Source organism: Fodinibius sp. GM21, from assembly GCF_058386955.1.
In genome coordinates, this window is record NZ_JBYEIQ010000007.1 from 40,741 (window position 1) to 55,632 (window position 14,892).

Annotated in this window: 10 protein-coding genes; 2 read left to right on the forward strand and 8 right to left on the reverse strand. The window is 42.3% G+C overall.

Annotated features, from left to right (window positions below):
* Positions 1 to 131: 131 nt before the first annotated feature.
* Entirely contained in the window at positions 132 to 1,190 is a 1,059-nt protein-coding gene (locus ACT3IB_RS14735) for a S1 family peptidase (protein ID WP_491539791.1), read from the forward strand.
* Between the two features lie 77 nt (positions 1,191 to 1,267).
* Positions 1,268 to 2,611, forward strand: a complete 1,344-nt coding sequence (locus tag ACT3IB_RS14740) for an aspartate kinase (protein WP_491539792.1) — start codon at positions 1,268 to 1,270, stop codon at positions 2,609 to 2,611.
* A 29-nt stretch (positions 2,612 to 2,640) separates the two neighbouring features.
* Here the strand turns inward: ACT3IB_RS14740 and ACT3IB_RS14745 are convergent, their stop codons facing one another.
* From ACT3IB_RS14745 to ACT3IB_RS14780, 8 genes are all read right to left on the reverse strand, one after another.
* Positions 2,641 to 4,014 (reverse strand): D-alanyl-D-alanine carboxypeptidase, encoded by a 1,374-nt coding sequence (locus tag ACT3IB_RS14745; RefSeq protein ID WP_491539793.1) that lies wholly within the window; start codon positions 4,012 to 4,014, stop codon positions 2,641 to 2,643.
* 18 nt (positions 4,015 to 4,032) lie between these two features.
* Positions 4,033 to 5,046 carry an NAD(P)H-dependent amine dehydrogenase family protein gene (locus ACT3IB_RS14750; RefSeq protein WP_491539794.1) on the reverse strand — a complete coding sequence of 338 codons (1,014 nt, stop codon included), beginning with the start codon at positions 5,044 to 5,046 and terminating at the stop codon, positions 4,033 to 4,035.
* Positions 5,046 to 6,230: a C40 family peptidase gene (locus ACT3IB_RS14755; RefSeq protein WP_491539795.1), complete on the reverse strand. Its 1,185-nt coding sequence runs from the start codon at positions 6,228 to 6,230 to the stop codon at positions 5,046 to 5,048. The genes ACT3IB_RS14750 and ACT3IB_RS14755 overlap by 1 nt, the downstream gene beginning before the upstream one ends.
* A gap of 119 nt (positions 6,231 to 6,349) precedes the next feature.
* Positions 6,350 to 7,744, reverse strand: coding sequence for a SusD/RagB family nutrient-binding outer membrane lipoprotein (locus ACT3IB_RS14760; RefSeq protein ID WP_491539796.1), 1,395 nt, complete (start codon positions 7,742 to 7,744; stop codon positions 6,350 to 6,352).
* Positions 7,745 to 7,754: 10 nt separating this feature from the next.
* Positions 7,755 to 11,312: a SusC/RagA family TonB-linked outer membrane protein gene (locus tag ACT3IB_RS14765; protein ID WP_491539797.1), complete on the reverse strand. Its 3,558-nt coding sequence runs from the start codon at positions 11,310 to 11,312 to the stop codon at positions 7,755 to 7,757.
* Positions 11,313 to 11,417: 105 nt separating this feature from the next.
* Positions 11,418 to 12,476, reverse strand: coding sequence for a FecR family protein (locus ACT3IB_RS14770; protein ID WP_491539798.1), 1,059 nt, complete (start codon positions 12,474 to 12,476; stop codon positions 11,418 to 11,420).
* 164 nt (positions 12,477 to 12,640) lie between these two features.
* Entirely contained in the window at positions 12,641 to 13,201 is a 561-nt protein-coding gene (locus tag ACT3IB_RS14775; protein WP_491539799.1) for an RNA polymerase sigma factor, read from the reverse strand.
* 551 nt (positions 13,202 to 13,752) lie between these two features.
* Positions 13,753 to 14,835: a CNNM domain-containing protein gene (locus ACT3IB_RS14780; protein ID WP_491539800.1), complete on the reverse strand. Its 1,083-nt coding sequence runs from the start codon at positions 14,833 to 14,835 to the stop codon at positions 13,753 to 13,755.
* Positions 14,836 to 14,892: the final 57 nt, after the last annotated feature.

Consider the following 14,892-nt stretch of genomic DNA (forward strand, 5'->3'; position numbering starts at 1 on the left):
TCATATACTACTCGTTTTACCAATTCGTTTTCAATATGGATGGAGGTTTTTGTAAACTTAAATGGTATTACTCCCAAATAACTTGTTACGTTATATTGTTGCAAGTTTATGATTAACTAATCAACTATACGATGAAAAATGGGTTGACAATATTATCGTTATTTACGATTGCTTTAACACTTACTTTTTGCAGTAGCTCACAGCAATCAGTTTCTTCAGAATCTTCTGCCCAGCAGCAACAAACAGAATATTCTGAATACTACACTTCCGCATTCCCACACCAAGATATTAGCTCTCAACTAAAAGATGCCCAACAATCGGTTGTTCGAATTGTTTCTACCGGATTCTATAACAATTATAATTTTAGTGGAAAAGCCATAACATTAGCGGATATTAAAACCAACAACCCAAAAGATATTGCTACATCTCAAACATCCGCGGAAGAAAGTACGAGTGGTACAGCTATTATTCTTGGCCAAAATAACAGCAATTCACTGCTGGTTACCTGTCAACATACGGTCTTTTTCCCCGATACCATGATCACCTATTACAGAGGACCGGACATACCTGATGAAACCTATATTGAATCTATAAGCATCAAAAAAAATCAGACTAATCTTGTATACACTTCTTCTGAATTACAACCATTTAAGGTTTTAGCTACCGATAAACGTTTTGACTTAGCCCTGTTGAACGTAGAATTTGATCAAGCAGGAAATTTGGGATTATATCCTCTCTCAATTAAAGCCGGAAACAGTGATTTTCTACAGCTGGGTTCGCTAATCTATGTGCTCGGATTTCCCAAAAGTTATCCTATGGTAACTCGGGGATTGGCCAGCTCTTCAGAAAGTTGGAATGATCGCTTTTTTATTACTGATGCTACTTTTAATCCCGGTATCAGCGGAGGGTTGATTTTAGCCAGCAACAACAATTTTAAATCTTTCCAATGGGTGGGGATTGCAAACTCGTCAACGGCTACCAGAGAACAAATACTTGTACCTCGTCCCGAAAATGATAACTACACTCGAATAAGACGCCCCTATACCGATTCAGTGTTTGTGCAACAAAAAACTCGTATTAATTACGGCATCACTCAAGCCATCCCAATCAACCAGGTTAAGGAGTTTTTGAAAAACCAGCGCCCCCTTCTTGAAAAGAAAGGGTTTAAACGATTATCAACGCTGCAATAGGTCAATATTTCATTTGTAAAATCAGTCCCCCCCTATTTTTACGCTCATAAACAAATTATCACCATAAATAGTAGCAGATGCGCATTCTCAAGTTCGGCGGTACTTCAATGAGCGATGCCAATACCTGGCAGCAGGTTATTAATATCATTACTCAATACAAATCTCCTGTTGTAGTCGTTTCTGCTACGGCTCGTACAACTCGTAAACTTATAAAAGCAGCAACAGCAGCACTCGATGATATCGAAGAAGCCCGAGGTATCGCTGCAGATATCAAACAACGTCACAAAAAATTAACTGCGGAGTTTTTAACCAATTATCCGGATAAGAATCACTTAGTCAAGAATTCCAATGCTTGGATCGAAAAGCAGATTGACGAGCTGAATACTCAGCTGAATGCCATCAACAATGCACAAGAATTAGCTGAGCAAAAGAAGGATGCGGTCGCTTCAATAGGAGAAAAGTTGTCATCTTATTTATTCGCTCAATGTGCATCAGCGGCAGGTCTCACCACCCAGTGGGTCAATGCCAATAACATTATTCGCACCGACTCTGAATTTGGACAAGCTAATCCCGATGAAGAATATATAGCTAGTCAAGCCGTATCTCTTAAAGCGCTCATAGCAAAAGATAAAATTCCAGTAATGGGTGGTTACTATGGGATGGATAAAAACGGAAATACTACCACGCTTGGTTTTGAAGGGTCCGATTATTCTGCAAGCCTCATCGGTGCAGCTCTTGATGCCGAAGCCATTGAAATATGGACTGATGTAAGCGGCATTTTTACCTGCGATCCCCGCTTTGTACCGGATGCCAAACCAATCCCACAACTCAGTTTTCAAGAAGCAACAGAACTGGCCTATTTTGGTGCCAAAGTATTGCACCCCTCTACAACCAAACCGGCGTCAAAAAAGAAGATTCGGGTCTGGGTAAAAAATATTTTTGAACCTGATGAACCCGGTACCTGTATCTCTACAGAATCTTCAAATCGGGAATCAGTTAAAGCAATTGCCTACAAAGAAAATTGTACAATAGTGACCGTTACCTCATCACAAACAGTAATGGGATACGAATTTTTGGCAGGTGTTTTTGACATCCTTCGCTGGCATAATCTGGGTGTGGACGTAGTAACAACAACCGAGGCCTCCGTTTCTATTGGTATCGAAAATGGTTCTAATCTCGATAATGCTATTGAACAACTTAGCGGCTACGGATCAGTAGACGTATTAAACAATCAGGGTATCATCAGCCTCGTTGGCTGTAAAAAGGACAAATCCCTGATTACAGATATTCTTTCCGAGGTTAAAAACGTTCCGAAAAATTTAATTTCCTACAGTCATTCAAAAGGAAACCTTAATCTGGTGATCGATAAAGACAAGGTGCTTACCGTTGTAAAGCAGATCCATCAAAAACTATTCGGCTGAGTTTTACTTTTAATGTCAAAAACGTAACCTCAGAAGGTAGTGTGGATATACCAGAGCACCTTTTCCATCTCTTCTTTGACTACAGATGAAGAACCTACGTAGTGATTATTCATAAAGCTAAAATAGAGCTTTTTACCACTCTTGGTCACTAAATAACCACTAAGTGAATGGTTGTTGCTCAGTGTTCCGGTCTTTGCAAAAACATACGGATCTTGCCTGTCGTCACGAGGGCCATACCAATTACTGATTGTTCCCCGATCACCCCCTGCCGGAAGCAAATGAAATAACTTTTCATCATCGGCAAATTCATCATCGATAGCCTCCAGCAAGCGAATCATAGATTGGGGCGTAAACATGTTATAGCGCGACAATCCCGATCCATCCACCCACTGTGGTTCTCTCGGAAACATATTCAAATATTCCTCTTTCATCTTTTTGATAACCGTTCTGGAATTCAGTGGTTTCCCAAGCTCTGAGGCCGTCACCAGTAGCAGCTGCTCAGCTATAAAGTTATCACTCGGCTGTAGCATACGTTTATAAGCCGTATCAGATTTTATACTGTACATTGTTTTGGGGGATTTTGGACGCTCAACATCCACATATTTTACTTCTTTGCCGAGTGTATCTGATAACATCTCGGTCACTAATTTGGGACTGTAGTGAAACGGTTTATCTATAGTATAAGTAGTTGTATCGCCTTCCGGTTCGTAGGAAAATGTATTATTTGTCATTCCGCGGTGTAGAAAATCATCGCGGTGACCATTTTCTTCTACGAACGATTGAAAATATTTGGGAGATACTGCCAAGCTGCTGTCGGTTTCGGTGATCTTGCGAAGTTCAATCTCTTGTATGGTAAATCGGGCTACATTACCAAAGATAGGAAAAGGCACCTTTTCGGTCTGATAATAATACTGGTAATCACTCCACGACCACCCCGGGCCCAGCAACTCATCATCAAAATTGGCATCAGAGAAATAGAGATCTTCATCCCGGTTTTTAAGAAATTCGTAAACCTTATTGTTACCAAAATCGGGATGTAAAAAAGATGGATCGCCCGTACCCCAAAAAATTAGTGAGTCCCCTCGAACTTCGTATTCCAATGCTTTTAGCGAATCCGGCAGGAGTTTTAACCCGGTATAAAAGGTAAAAAGTTTGGTATTCGACGCCGGGGTAAAATAGCGGTTGGCATTTTGGCTGTGAATCATTGAATCTGTCTCCGGATTATAAAGGGCAAATCCGGTTAGATGGGAAGAAAATACCCGTGAAGTATCGATCATTATTGCCAGTGGAGATGCTTCAATTTTATTTTTGGGGGTTTCATCACCGGCAAGTTCCGCTGTGGATTGACAGCCGGCTGCCAGCAAAACCATCAAAAAAGATATTATGATAAGTTTCTTTTCCATTTTGCTCAACAATGAAGATTAGTATTCAGCCAGGTTCTTTTCATTCGTTCCACAAAAATATGTGGGAGCTGTTATATCAAGCATCGTTTTAAGTCCAGGCGAAGCATTTTGAATTGCACGAATCGCATTTACAATGATAGAAGACGTCGCAATATCGCCGTTTATTCCACCGTCGATCGTTGAATTAAACGTTGGATCTCCGGTTACATAAATGCTGTCATGCGATTCGTCGATTCCAACGGCTGCTTCAAAGACCAATCTAATAACTTCCTGATCATTCTGATACCCCCGAGCGACTTGTCGTACTCCTGCAACATTCCCCGGGGTTACCGTTCCACTTTCCGTTTGGATAGGATTTTCAGCCTGTACGGGTTCCAGCACTTCGTTCACATTGGTTAGCTCCCAATTCATAGCATCGGCAATCATATAAACCGATTCCGGGAGCCCTACATGACGTATCTTTTCTCGATTCTGTTCAAATTCCGACTCGGTGAGACCCACGCCAATCTTATCCCGGAATGGCTTTCTACGTGGACGTGCATCCTGTACGCGCTCAACTTTTACATGCTTTACCTTACGACAAACCGATGTCAGCACTGAGGGCAGATAATCCATTAAAAATCCGGGATTAACACCAGTCCCTACACACGAAATCTTCTTTTCTTTGCAATAATCATCAATACGCTTGGCCAGACCAGGCTGTGTTTGCCAGGGATGAGAAAGCTCTTCACATGTAGATACAATATTCAATCCATAATCAGCAGCCTCTCGAATCTGAGGTTCCACCTTTTGCAGGGATGAAACTGTAGATATGACTGCAATATCAGCTTGATCAACAGCTGAGCAAGTGTCAAGATCTGCAGATATAGAAACTCCAAGCTTTTCAGTTTCAGCAAGCCTACCCAGATCTTTGCCTACTTTTGGGGGATCAGGGTCCACCGCTCCCACAATATGTATACCATCACGTTCTGACAGATAGCGTGTTAGCCGCTGCCCAATGGGGCCTAATCCCAGTTGTATTACCTTAATCATTATATATCGTACATATCTTTCACGTCAGTGATATTGCCCTCTTTATGCTGCAGATACCGACGGGTTTCAAGATAGCGATTGAGATTATACTCATCGTAATGTTCCGCTTCCGGATCAATGCTGCTTACTTTAACCCGCCCTGCAGAATGGATAAACTCATCGTTGCCTATCCACATGCCCACATGCACGACACGCCGGTTACGTTCTTCGGTTGCTTCTCTGCCAAAAAATAGCATGTCTCCCGGACGCAAATTCTCAAAGTTACCGGTAGAGTCAACCAATTCACCCGCATGCACTTGTTGTGATGCATCACGCGGAATAATCCAGCCGTTCATAAAGTAGATCGTTTTTGTAAAACCACTGCAATCCATGCCTTTAGAGGATGTTCCTCCCCACAGATAAGGCGCACCTTTCATTGTTTTTGCTTGCTCTACCAGTCGATTCTCTGATGCTTTAACTGAGGCCTTCCAGTCATCAAAAGAACGAGCTTCAGAACGACTTACAAATCCGGTTCTGCCATCAGGGTAGCTAACTTCATAATAATTTCCTTTTGTTCCTGTGACTTTCAAAATACTTCCGCTTACTAAGTCAGAAACTTTTACCGATTCTCGATCCGGCTGCTCATACGCATAGCCATTGGTTTCGATATAGATCATTTTATCGGATAACTTCCAATCTTCATATTCTTCTTGGCTCATTTGGTGGATTCCTCCATAATCAACCCATGACAAATAATCATCCGGGGTCTGTACAAAATACCAGCTGCCTTCTTTTTTAAGTACTTTTACAGGCATCCCCAAGGTAGCTTGTGTTACTAGTTGTGCCGGGTGCGAGGGTCGCGATCGAAGATTTGCTACCGAGTTATTAATAATTCCCAGAGTCTTGCCTTTGAGGTTTTCATCGGGCAATACACTGATGCTGTCAACGGTCGTAACGTTCATTGCTGAAAGGGAATCCAGCAATGCGGCTTTGGCATCGGGGAGATTTGTTTCTCCCTTCAGAATCCATTCTCCGTTATTTGATACTGCTTCTACATCAAATAAAGCTACCCTGCTGTCGGGGGCAAAGTGCTGAGAGGTATTCCTGATTTTCTGTTGAATATCTTGTTTTTGGACCGGCCCGCAAGCTATCAGCGAGACAAGCAGGAATATAATTAACGGTGTTGATAAAAATCGGTATTTCATTGCATTAAATCCTTTAGAAAATTATTAATGGTAAACTAAAAGGCACAGGAAATGTAACTCCTGTGCCTTTTACCAAAGTATTTGTACAGTTTAATAATTACTACCCAGCATTTATTCGTTTAAGGGTTTTCCACATCCCACCAGATTCGGCCGTATATTGAGTTATCACCGCCAAACTGACGATCAACCGCTTCTTCATAATTTTCGGTATTATTCAAGGCCTCATCTGACGTATAAGCCTGTCGCAATGGTAGGTCTCTGCCTTGTGGATTCACCATATTATCGGGATAGCCGGTTCGGCGGTATTCTGCCCATGCCTCGTATCCATGCATAAACAGGTGCAGATACCGCTGCTCCGAAATTTGCTCTATGCCCTCTTCTGTGGTTGCAGGGTTATAAGCAATATCTGGCTCAGAGAGGTAATTTTGAACCCCAGCATCACTGCCCGTCCACTGTATAATAGAAGCTTCAACAGCCTCATTATAATGTGTTTCTGGGGTATCAGTAATCCATTGGCGCTCGGCCGCCTCGGCCAATGCAAATTTGGCCTGGGCATAGGTAACCAGGTAAACCGGAGCATCCTGCTCATAAATATCCGTTCCCAATAGTGAGTAGTCATCAGCCTCAACACTGTTTGGAGTACCAAATGGCAGGCCGGTATAATCACCGGTATTTGCAGCCTGTTCTCCATAAACGGGGAGCCTTGGATCATTATAAGGTTCCATCATATCGATTATCCTAACTGGAATTGCCCACCATATCCGAGACTGTCGTATGATCTGGTTGTACCAGTAGTTTTCATTGTTTTCATCAGCCAGATGCTGGAAGACGAAATTATCATCATTTGAAGTCATAATTCCATCATCCAAGGCATTGGTGAACTCATCTTCGGCCCATGTTGCATCTACTTCGGAAAGACGAAGCGCCATCAGCATGCGAACGGTATTGCTAAACTTTCTCCACTTTTCGATGTCACCATCATACATAATATCGTTTGAAAGTCCCGCTCCGACTTCAAGCTGATCTCTGGCTTCTTTTAACAATGCAAAGAGACTTTCATAAATCTCTTGTTGCGTATCATAGGCCGGAGTAAAATCTTCGGTTCCGTTCAACGCTTCTGAATAAGGAATATCTCCCCAACGATCCGTCATATGCCAGAAATAATAGGCTTTAAGGATCTTGGCAACAGCCGCTTCGTTAGCAACATTTGTGTTCTCAATAGCTGTTTGAAGATTAATTAGAGGCCCCTGATACAGCCAGTAAAAGCTGGTTGTACTTTCAGGATATAGGGAATCATCAATATATATGATCTCCGATAAATACTGCGCATTGTACTCTCCCTGTGGAGATGAACTCAATGATGGCAGCGAAAGCATCGCATTGGCAATAAGCTGAGAAGCTTCAGCTTCGCTCGGTAAGTTAGGGTTTTTATTTATATCGTCATCAAAGCTTGCGATTTCGCAGCTGCTAACCAGAAATGCAATAACCGTTATGGATAATAGTAGTTTCTTCATAGTTATACTCTTAGAAAGTTAAGCTTAAGTTGAAGCCAAATGTGCGGACGGTATTCAACTGTCCCGTCTCTGTCCAGGTGATATCCTGGCTTCCTGATGACAGCTCTGAGGGATCTAACCCTTTCGGAGCCGCCTGCCAAATCATAACCGGATTTTTGGCATACACAGCAACTTCGGCTGAACGGACGGGCAATCTATCCATCAAATCGTTGCCAAACGTATATCCAAATTTAACTTCACTTAGCTTGATATACGAAGCATCGGTCACCCAATCTTCATAGATATCATCACCAAGTACACCTCTGTAATAGTCGCGCGCATCAACGTAAGTGGAAACTTCTTGTCCTGTAGAGGCTGAAATACCCTCCACATGAACCCCACCACCTTCTGCAACAGGATCGCGAACATTGTTACCGCGATCATTGACCGCCGCCGTAGCGGGCGCCAAACCTGTTTTGTGGGCCAGCATTCGCGACCAGCTAAAGAACTGTCCGCCAGACTGGAAGCTAATCATCGTTGCAAGGCTAAAGTTTTTATAGTTGAACGTGTTCTGGAAACCACCGGTAAATTCGGGAAGAACACTTCCAAAATTGTGGGTAGCATCCGTCCAGATCGGCAAATTATTGTCATCTAATAAAATTTTGCCGGTCTCTTCATCGCGCTCATATGCCTGCCCTACCAGAACCCCATATTCTTCTCCTTCATAAGAGTTCAAGTAACTGCGAGTGCCCGAGTAAACATGACTCCCATGTTCGTATAAATCAATATCGGGATGAAGCTCAACAACTTGGTTTTGATTTCTTCCCAAGTTAAACTTTGAATCCCACATGAAATCTTTCGATTCAATAGGGGTTCCGGAAAGTGCTATCTCAATACCTTTGTTTTCGATAAGTCCGGCATTAATAGTAGCAGAACTGTATCCGCTGGCTCCTGAAATTTCAAGCGGAATAATCTGGTTTTTGCTCTGCTGTTCGTAATAGGTAAAGTTAAGCTTCAAGCGTCCAAAGAAACTTAAATCGAAACCACCTTCATAGGAGTGTGAAAATGAGGGTTCAATCTCCGAATTATTCAGGTTATTAGGTACGGAAAGTGTGTTTGTACCGTCATAAACAGTACCAATGCTATATGCAGAGGTGGTCTGGTATGGACTCAAATCAGATCCTGCCTGTGCATAACTCAACCGGAGCTTACCAAATGTCAGCGGATCCCAGTCTATAAGTTCGCTAAAGACGAAACTACCGGAAACCGATGGATACCAGTATGAATTATTATCCTCTGGCAAGGTGGATGACTTGTCATTTCTTACACTTACATCCACAAAATATGTCTCATCAAATCCCAGCGAAAGCAGTCCGTAGGCACTGTATATCTGCTTTTCAAGTTTATAAGACGTATTATCGGGACGATCAACAGAAGCCTCAATATTATAATAACCCGGCGTTGACAACCCACCTACTGTCGACTGACGAAGGTATGAATAATTACGATCATAGATATTTCCGCCGAGCGTAGCATCTAAAGAAATCTTATCCCAACTGTTGGTATACTCAGCCGAGATATCGTAATTCATTTCTCGATTTTCGTATTTACCCACCGTGTAGCCGGACGTTCCCGTACCACCGACTGCTGACTTCCATTCGATATGCTGTACATAAACATCTCCTCGGAGCGAGGCCTTTAATGTAAGTTCGGGCATGACACTGTATTCTATCCCGAAATCACCAAACACACGGTTTCGGTCATCCTGAGTTTCATTTTCGTTAGCCAGAAAATAAGGATTATCCCAATAAGCAGGGCTGGGCGTTTCTCCTGAGGAAGGAACACCAATATTCCAATGCTTGATGGTACCATCATCGTATTGATAATCCTTCAGTTCTTCCATGCTCACATTACGCTGGAACCACTGTCGAAAGTATTGGGAGCCATAACCATACCCCTGCGGAGGTCGCTGGCCACTGTTTCGGGCATAGTTAAGATTGGTGGTAAACCGCCAATCTTCACTTACATCAATACCGGCACTTACACCCAGATTATTTCGTTTATGCCAGGTATTCGGGTAAACTCCTTCTGTTCTGGCATCATTAAAACTTAACCGATAATTACTATTTTCACCACTTCCGGCAATCGTAATGCCCTGGTTGGATTTAAAACCTGTTTCAAAGAAATTCTTCACATTATCCGGCTGTGGCTCAAACGGGGTCAGCTCACCATATCGTGGATCCTGTGGATAAAAGCTGAAAAATTCGCGAACCATGGTACCATCCATTCTGGGTCCCCAACTTTCATCCCAGTTTGTTGCTACGTAGGGATCACCATTGCTAAGAGTATTAAAATCCAGTTTATAGCCGGCACCATATTTATTCTGATACTCCATGAAATTTCCGGCTCGCTGTACTTCAAAGCTGGAGTTAAATTCTACAGAGAAATCTCTTTGTCCGGAGCCACTTTTAGTTGTAATCATTACCACACCATACTGGCCACGAATACCATACAAGGCAGAGGCCGCAGGTCCCTTAAGCACATTCACAGATTCGATATCATTGGGATTTACATCCTGTGCCAAGTTACCGAAATCGGCTCCGCCGCTACCGGCGAAATTCTGATTGGAAATGGGCGTACCATCAACCACAATTAACGGCTGACCTTCGCCGCTTAACGAATTAACGCCACGAATTTTAATGGTCTGAGTACCTCCCATACTTGCACCAGAGGATCCGGAAATTTGAACTCCTGCAATTTTACCTGACAGTGAACCAATGACATTCTGATCCTGAGAATACGTAAGTTCATCTCCTCCTACTTCCTGGGAAGAATATCCAATGGATCGCTCATCACGTGTAATTCCCAAAGCCGTAACAACCACATCATCTGCAAAGGTTTGTACCTCCGATTGCAGTTCTACATTAATAGTACTTCGTCCATTGATGGGAACTACCTGCCGCTGATATCCAATAAAAGAAAACGCTAAGCTATCAGCTTCATCAGGAGCTAAAATTGAATATTCACCATTCTCGTTGGTTGACGTACCAACTGTTGTATTGGGCACCATCACATTAACGCCGGGTAGCGGATCACCTGTTTCGGCATCTGTTACCGTACCAGAAATTTCTTGCTGGAACTGTATTACCAACGGTTGAGGATCAGGACGGTCCCGGAGTACTATTTCTCGTGTTTTGGAGATTGCCGCCTCAAATGGGGTATCATTCAGTACTTTTTGTAGCGCATTAGCAACAGTCACATTATTCATATCAACGGTTATCGGCTGTCCCAGAGAAAGCATTTCAGCATTGTAAGCTATGCCCAAATTTGCTCGAGATACAATGTTTTCCAACACTTCTCGTATCGGAGCATTCTCCACATCAACGGAAACGGTTCTCTGTAATTCCGGAATGCGATCGGAATACTTGCTAACCGAATAAAACGACTTGCTAATAGTCTCATTTGCAGCAGACGTTAAATACTGCCCCTGAGCATCGGTCGTATACGCCTGGCTTACCGGCGAAACCAACAATACCGCCAGGCACCAGAGCACCGACTTTGACAAAATATGCAATAACGATTCTTTCATAGAACCTCCTTTTGGATTGATTTTTTATTTAAAAACTATCGCTTTTGAGCTACTACTTTTTCTGATTAATGAAACCGGTTGCAAAAAGTCATTTACATGGTCTACTCATTTCATAAAAGTGACCTTATTCTCATCTAATTGATATTTAATCTCCAATGATGTCGTAATAACATCCAAGACATTGCGGAGCGACCGGCTCTTCAAATATGCAGTGAGCAGAAGCTCCTTAAGAGCCGGATCTTCAAAACTAACTTCCACATCATATCGCCGTTCCAGGGCCTTCGCCACCTCATTCAATCGGCTTTTCTCAAATTTCAAGTATCCGTTTCTCCAGCTCATATATAGTTCAATATCATCTACGGTTCGGGTAGCTACGGTACTTGTTGCAAGATCAAATGTTCCCAGCTCATTCCGACTTAAAATCGATTTTTGATCCTCGGCTTGCTTTTCCTTTCCAAACGAAACACGTCCTTCTTCAACAACAACCTGAACTTGCTCGTCCTCCGGGTATGCCCTTACGGAGAAGGCCGTCCCCAAAACACGCACTGTAGACCCGTTTGAGTGTACTAAAAATGGCTTCTCCTCATTTTCTGATACTTTAAAATAGGCTTCACCATCCAGATGAACTTCACGAATATCAGAGGCAAACTTTGTAGGAAGTTTAAGTTCACTGTCAGCATTAAGCATAACTTCAGTACCATCAGCCAGCGTAAGATTGGCTCTCTGACCATTATCAGTACTAATTTGGCGCAATACTTGTTCTTTTTTATCTGGTTGATACCAACTGTGGTACGACAAAACCCCGAAAAGTCCCGCAACCAAAAATAATGCAGCTATTCGAATAAATTTCTGTGTCCCCGAATGAATGGATGAACTCCGAAAAGACCAATATCCTTTTTGATCGGAATTTTTATTACTTGATGAAGCTTTCTGCTCTTTGATTTGTCTGCCCAACCGATCCCATTCTTGATCGATATTCAACTCCATATCCTGAGAGGAAACGGCATCTCGGGAAAGCTGCCAGATACGACGTAATTCCTGAACCTTTTTCTTATTGTCTTCGCTCTGCTCAATCCATTGCTCAACTTGTTTTTGCTCCTGGTCGGTACATTCGCCTGCCAAATAACTGGCAATCAATTGATACTCTTTTCCATTTAAGTCCATCACAATGTCTTTAAATAATCGATCTTATCTTCATTTATAAGACAGTTGCGAAAAGCACTCCCCCCAATAAAAACTTTGTTTGCCGAAAAACTGTGTTTTGAGAACACTGGGAGGGTTTTAAGAAAAGGGATTACTGTGCAAATCGTCCTCTCTGTAGTACTTTTTCACCCTATTTGTGCGCGAATATCTTTAAGAGCCAATCCCATGTGATTTTCAACAGTCTTGCGACTAATATCCAACACTTCAGAAATTTCGCTATAGCTAAGGCCATGCCGGTGATAAAGGATGAATACCCGGCGCCGGCGTTTAGACATTGTTAAAACAGCTTCCCAGATTTGATCAACTAACTCATCTTTTTTATCAAATCTTTGATCAATCGATCGTTTTATATTTTGCGGAATCTCTCTCGAAAATATCTCCCGAACCTCACTTCGATTATCTCTTTTATTGATATGATTAATGGCAGAATTACGAACTGCTTTTAGAAGATAGGCTTTAACAGAACGGTGCACTTTCCACTTTTTCCGGCGTTTCCAAATTTTAAAAAATACCTCTTGCACAAGATCTTTCGCACGTTCATTGCAGCTTGTGAACTGATAGGCAAAAGAACATAAATCATAGTAGTACTCATAGAAAAGCTTCTCAAAAGCCTGCTCATCCCCCTGGCGAATCCTCTCCACCAGATTATTTCCAGGCTCTTCCTTTTTTTCTTTTGCTATAGTCATAGATTTGCGAAAGCCGATATTGTAATCAATAGTCCTGCATCAAAATGTCGTTCTTTCTTAAAGCTCATAAAAGATCTGGGGTAATCTTATTGGAAGATTGAAAACATATGATGACAGTTCTTACATCAAAGTTGATGCTATTAACGATCATATTCACAGGCATCCCAACTAATGCTATAAGTTTTGACCAGGATGAGTTGCATCCCTCAGAGCATTTCTTTCCCTTGTATTGTTACACCTGCTGCTGATATCTTCATTATCCCCTTAAGGACACAAACTATACATGCTCTTTAAAAAGATCCCAATTAATTTTTTCCCATCGGGAAACCAGCTTGTTTAATCTTCCCAACAAAAACTCACAAATATTTATACAAATGGCGAACTTTAAACAGTAAAAAAATGTAAGTCGCATTTAAAATTACATAGAAATACTCCCGATTAGCCTAAGACTCTGCTTATTTGTATGATCAGTAATACTGTCAAATAAAAACGAGATTTGCTACCTGAATCAATACCAAAAATGTGTAAAGTGTAAAAAAGCTTGATATCTTTTATGAAGCGGAGTCCAGTGATGAAGCTTCTTCGGTATCTTCGGGAACGATGCCCAACCGCTTAGCACGCTCCATCCATTTTTTGCGGGCCATTTTCTGCATATCCTCGATGGTATCCACCTCGTCAATAATCTCCATCCCAAGTAGTGTTTCTACGAGATCTTCCATGGTAACGACCCCGGCAAAACCGCCGTATTCATCAACGACGATGGCGATATGCTCCTGCTTTTTCATCAACTGCTCAAAGAAATCCTGCAGCGGCATCATCTCGGGCACAATCAGGATATCCCGTTTCAACTCCTTTAGGGCTTTTTCACTTTCGCCACGGGCCATCATCAACAATAAATCATTTTTAAGCACATAACCCGTAACCTCATCCCGGCCTGTTCCATACACTGGAAGTCGCGAAAAATGAAGTCGCTCGACATTTTCACTCACATCGGCAACCTTCAAATTCTCGTCAAAACCGACCACCACCGTCCGCGGGGTCATGATATCCTTCACGCGCAGGGAATTAAAGCGAATCAAATTCTTAAAAATACGAGACTCTTCCTCTTCAAAAATACCTTCTTCCACTCCGCGATCAGCCAGCGCGCCAAACTCCTCTCGACTAAAACTGGGGATCTTTTCATCCTGCGAAAGCCAGCGCGTAATTGCCTGCGACATTATTACCAGCGGATACATCAAAAACATTAATACGCGCAGGGTCTTGGCTGCCATTGGTGCCAAACTTCTCCAGTAGGTGGCCCCAATGGTTTTGGGAATAATTTCAGAAAGTACCAAAATCAAGAAGGTAAGCACAGCCGAAGTTATAGCGACGTATGCATCCCCAAACACAATTTGCGCCTGCGCCCCCACTCCGGCAGCACCCACAGTATGAGCGATGGTATTTAAACTAAGAATGGCCGAAAGCGGACGATCCACATCCTCTTTATATTGATGCAAAAGCTTTCCAACCTTTGTGCCCTTCCGCTCCATGATGGCAATATAGGAATGGCTCACGGAAAGTAATACCGCTTCCAAAATTGAACACAGAAACGATACCCCTATAGCAAGTGCTAAATAAAAAAACAGTAAATACATAGACCAAAAATAGCAGGATTACAGCTGATTAAAAAACCTTATTGAACAGTCTTATGT

Excerpts from the sequence above, each read along its gene's own strand:
- ACT3IB_RS14735 (WP_491539791.1), top strand. The coding sequence starts at position 132 with ATGAAAAATGGGTTGACAATATTATCGTTATTTACGATTGCTTTAACA.
- ACT3IB_RS14740 (WP_491539792.1), top strand. The coding sequence starts at position 1,268 with ATGCGCATTCTCAAGTTCGGCGGTACTTCAATGAGCGATGCCAATACC.
- ACT3IB_RS14745 (WP_491539793.1), bottom strand. The coding sequence starts at position 4,014 with ATGGAAAAGAAACTTATCATAATATCTTTTTTGATGGTTTTGCTGGCA.
- ACT3IB_RS14750 (WP_491539794.1), bottom strand. The coding sequence starts at position 5,046 with ATGATTAAGGTAATACAACTGGGATTAGGCCCCATTGGGCAGCGGCTA.
- ACT3IB_RS14755 (WP_491539795.1), bottom strand. The coding sequence starts at position 6,230 with ATGAAATACCGATTTTTATCAACACCGTTAATTATATTCCTGCTTGTC.
- ACT3IB_RS14760 (WP_491539796.1), bottom strand. The coding sequence starts at position 7,744 with ATGAAGAAACTACTATTATCCATAACGGTTATTGCATTTCTGGTTAGC.
- ACT3IB_RS14765 (WP_491539797.1), bottom strand. The coding sequence starts at position 11,312 with ATGAAAGAATCGTTATTGCATATTTTGTCAAAGTCGGTGCTCTGGTGC.
- ACT3IB_RS14770 (WP_491539798.1), bottom strand. The coding sequence starts at position 12,476 with ATGGACTTAAATGGAAAAGAGTATCAATTGATTGCCAGTTATTTGGCA.
- ACT3IB_RS14775 (WP_491539799.1), bottom strand. The coding sequence starts at position 13,201 with ATGACTATAGCAAAAGAAAAAAAGGAAGAGCCTGGAAATAATCTGGTG.
- ACT3IB_RS14780 (WP_491539800.1), bottom strand. The coding sequence starts at position 14,835 with ATGTATTTACTGTTTTTTTATTTAGCACTTGCTATAGGGGTATCGTTT.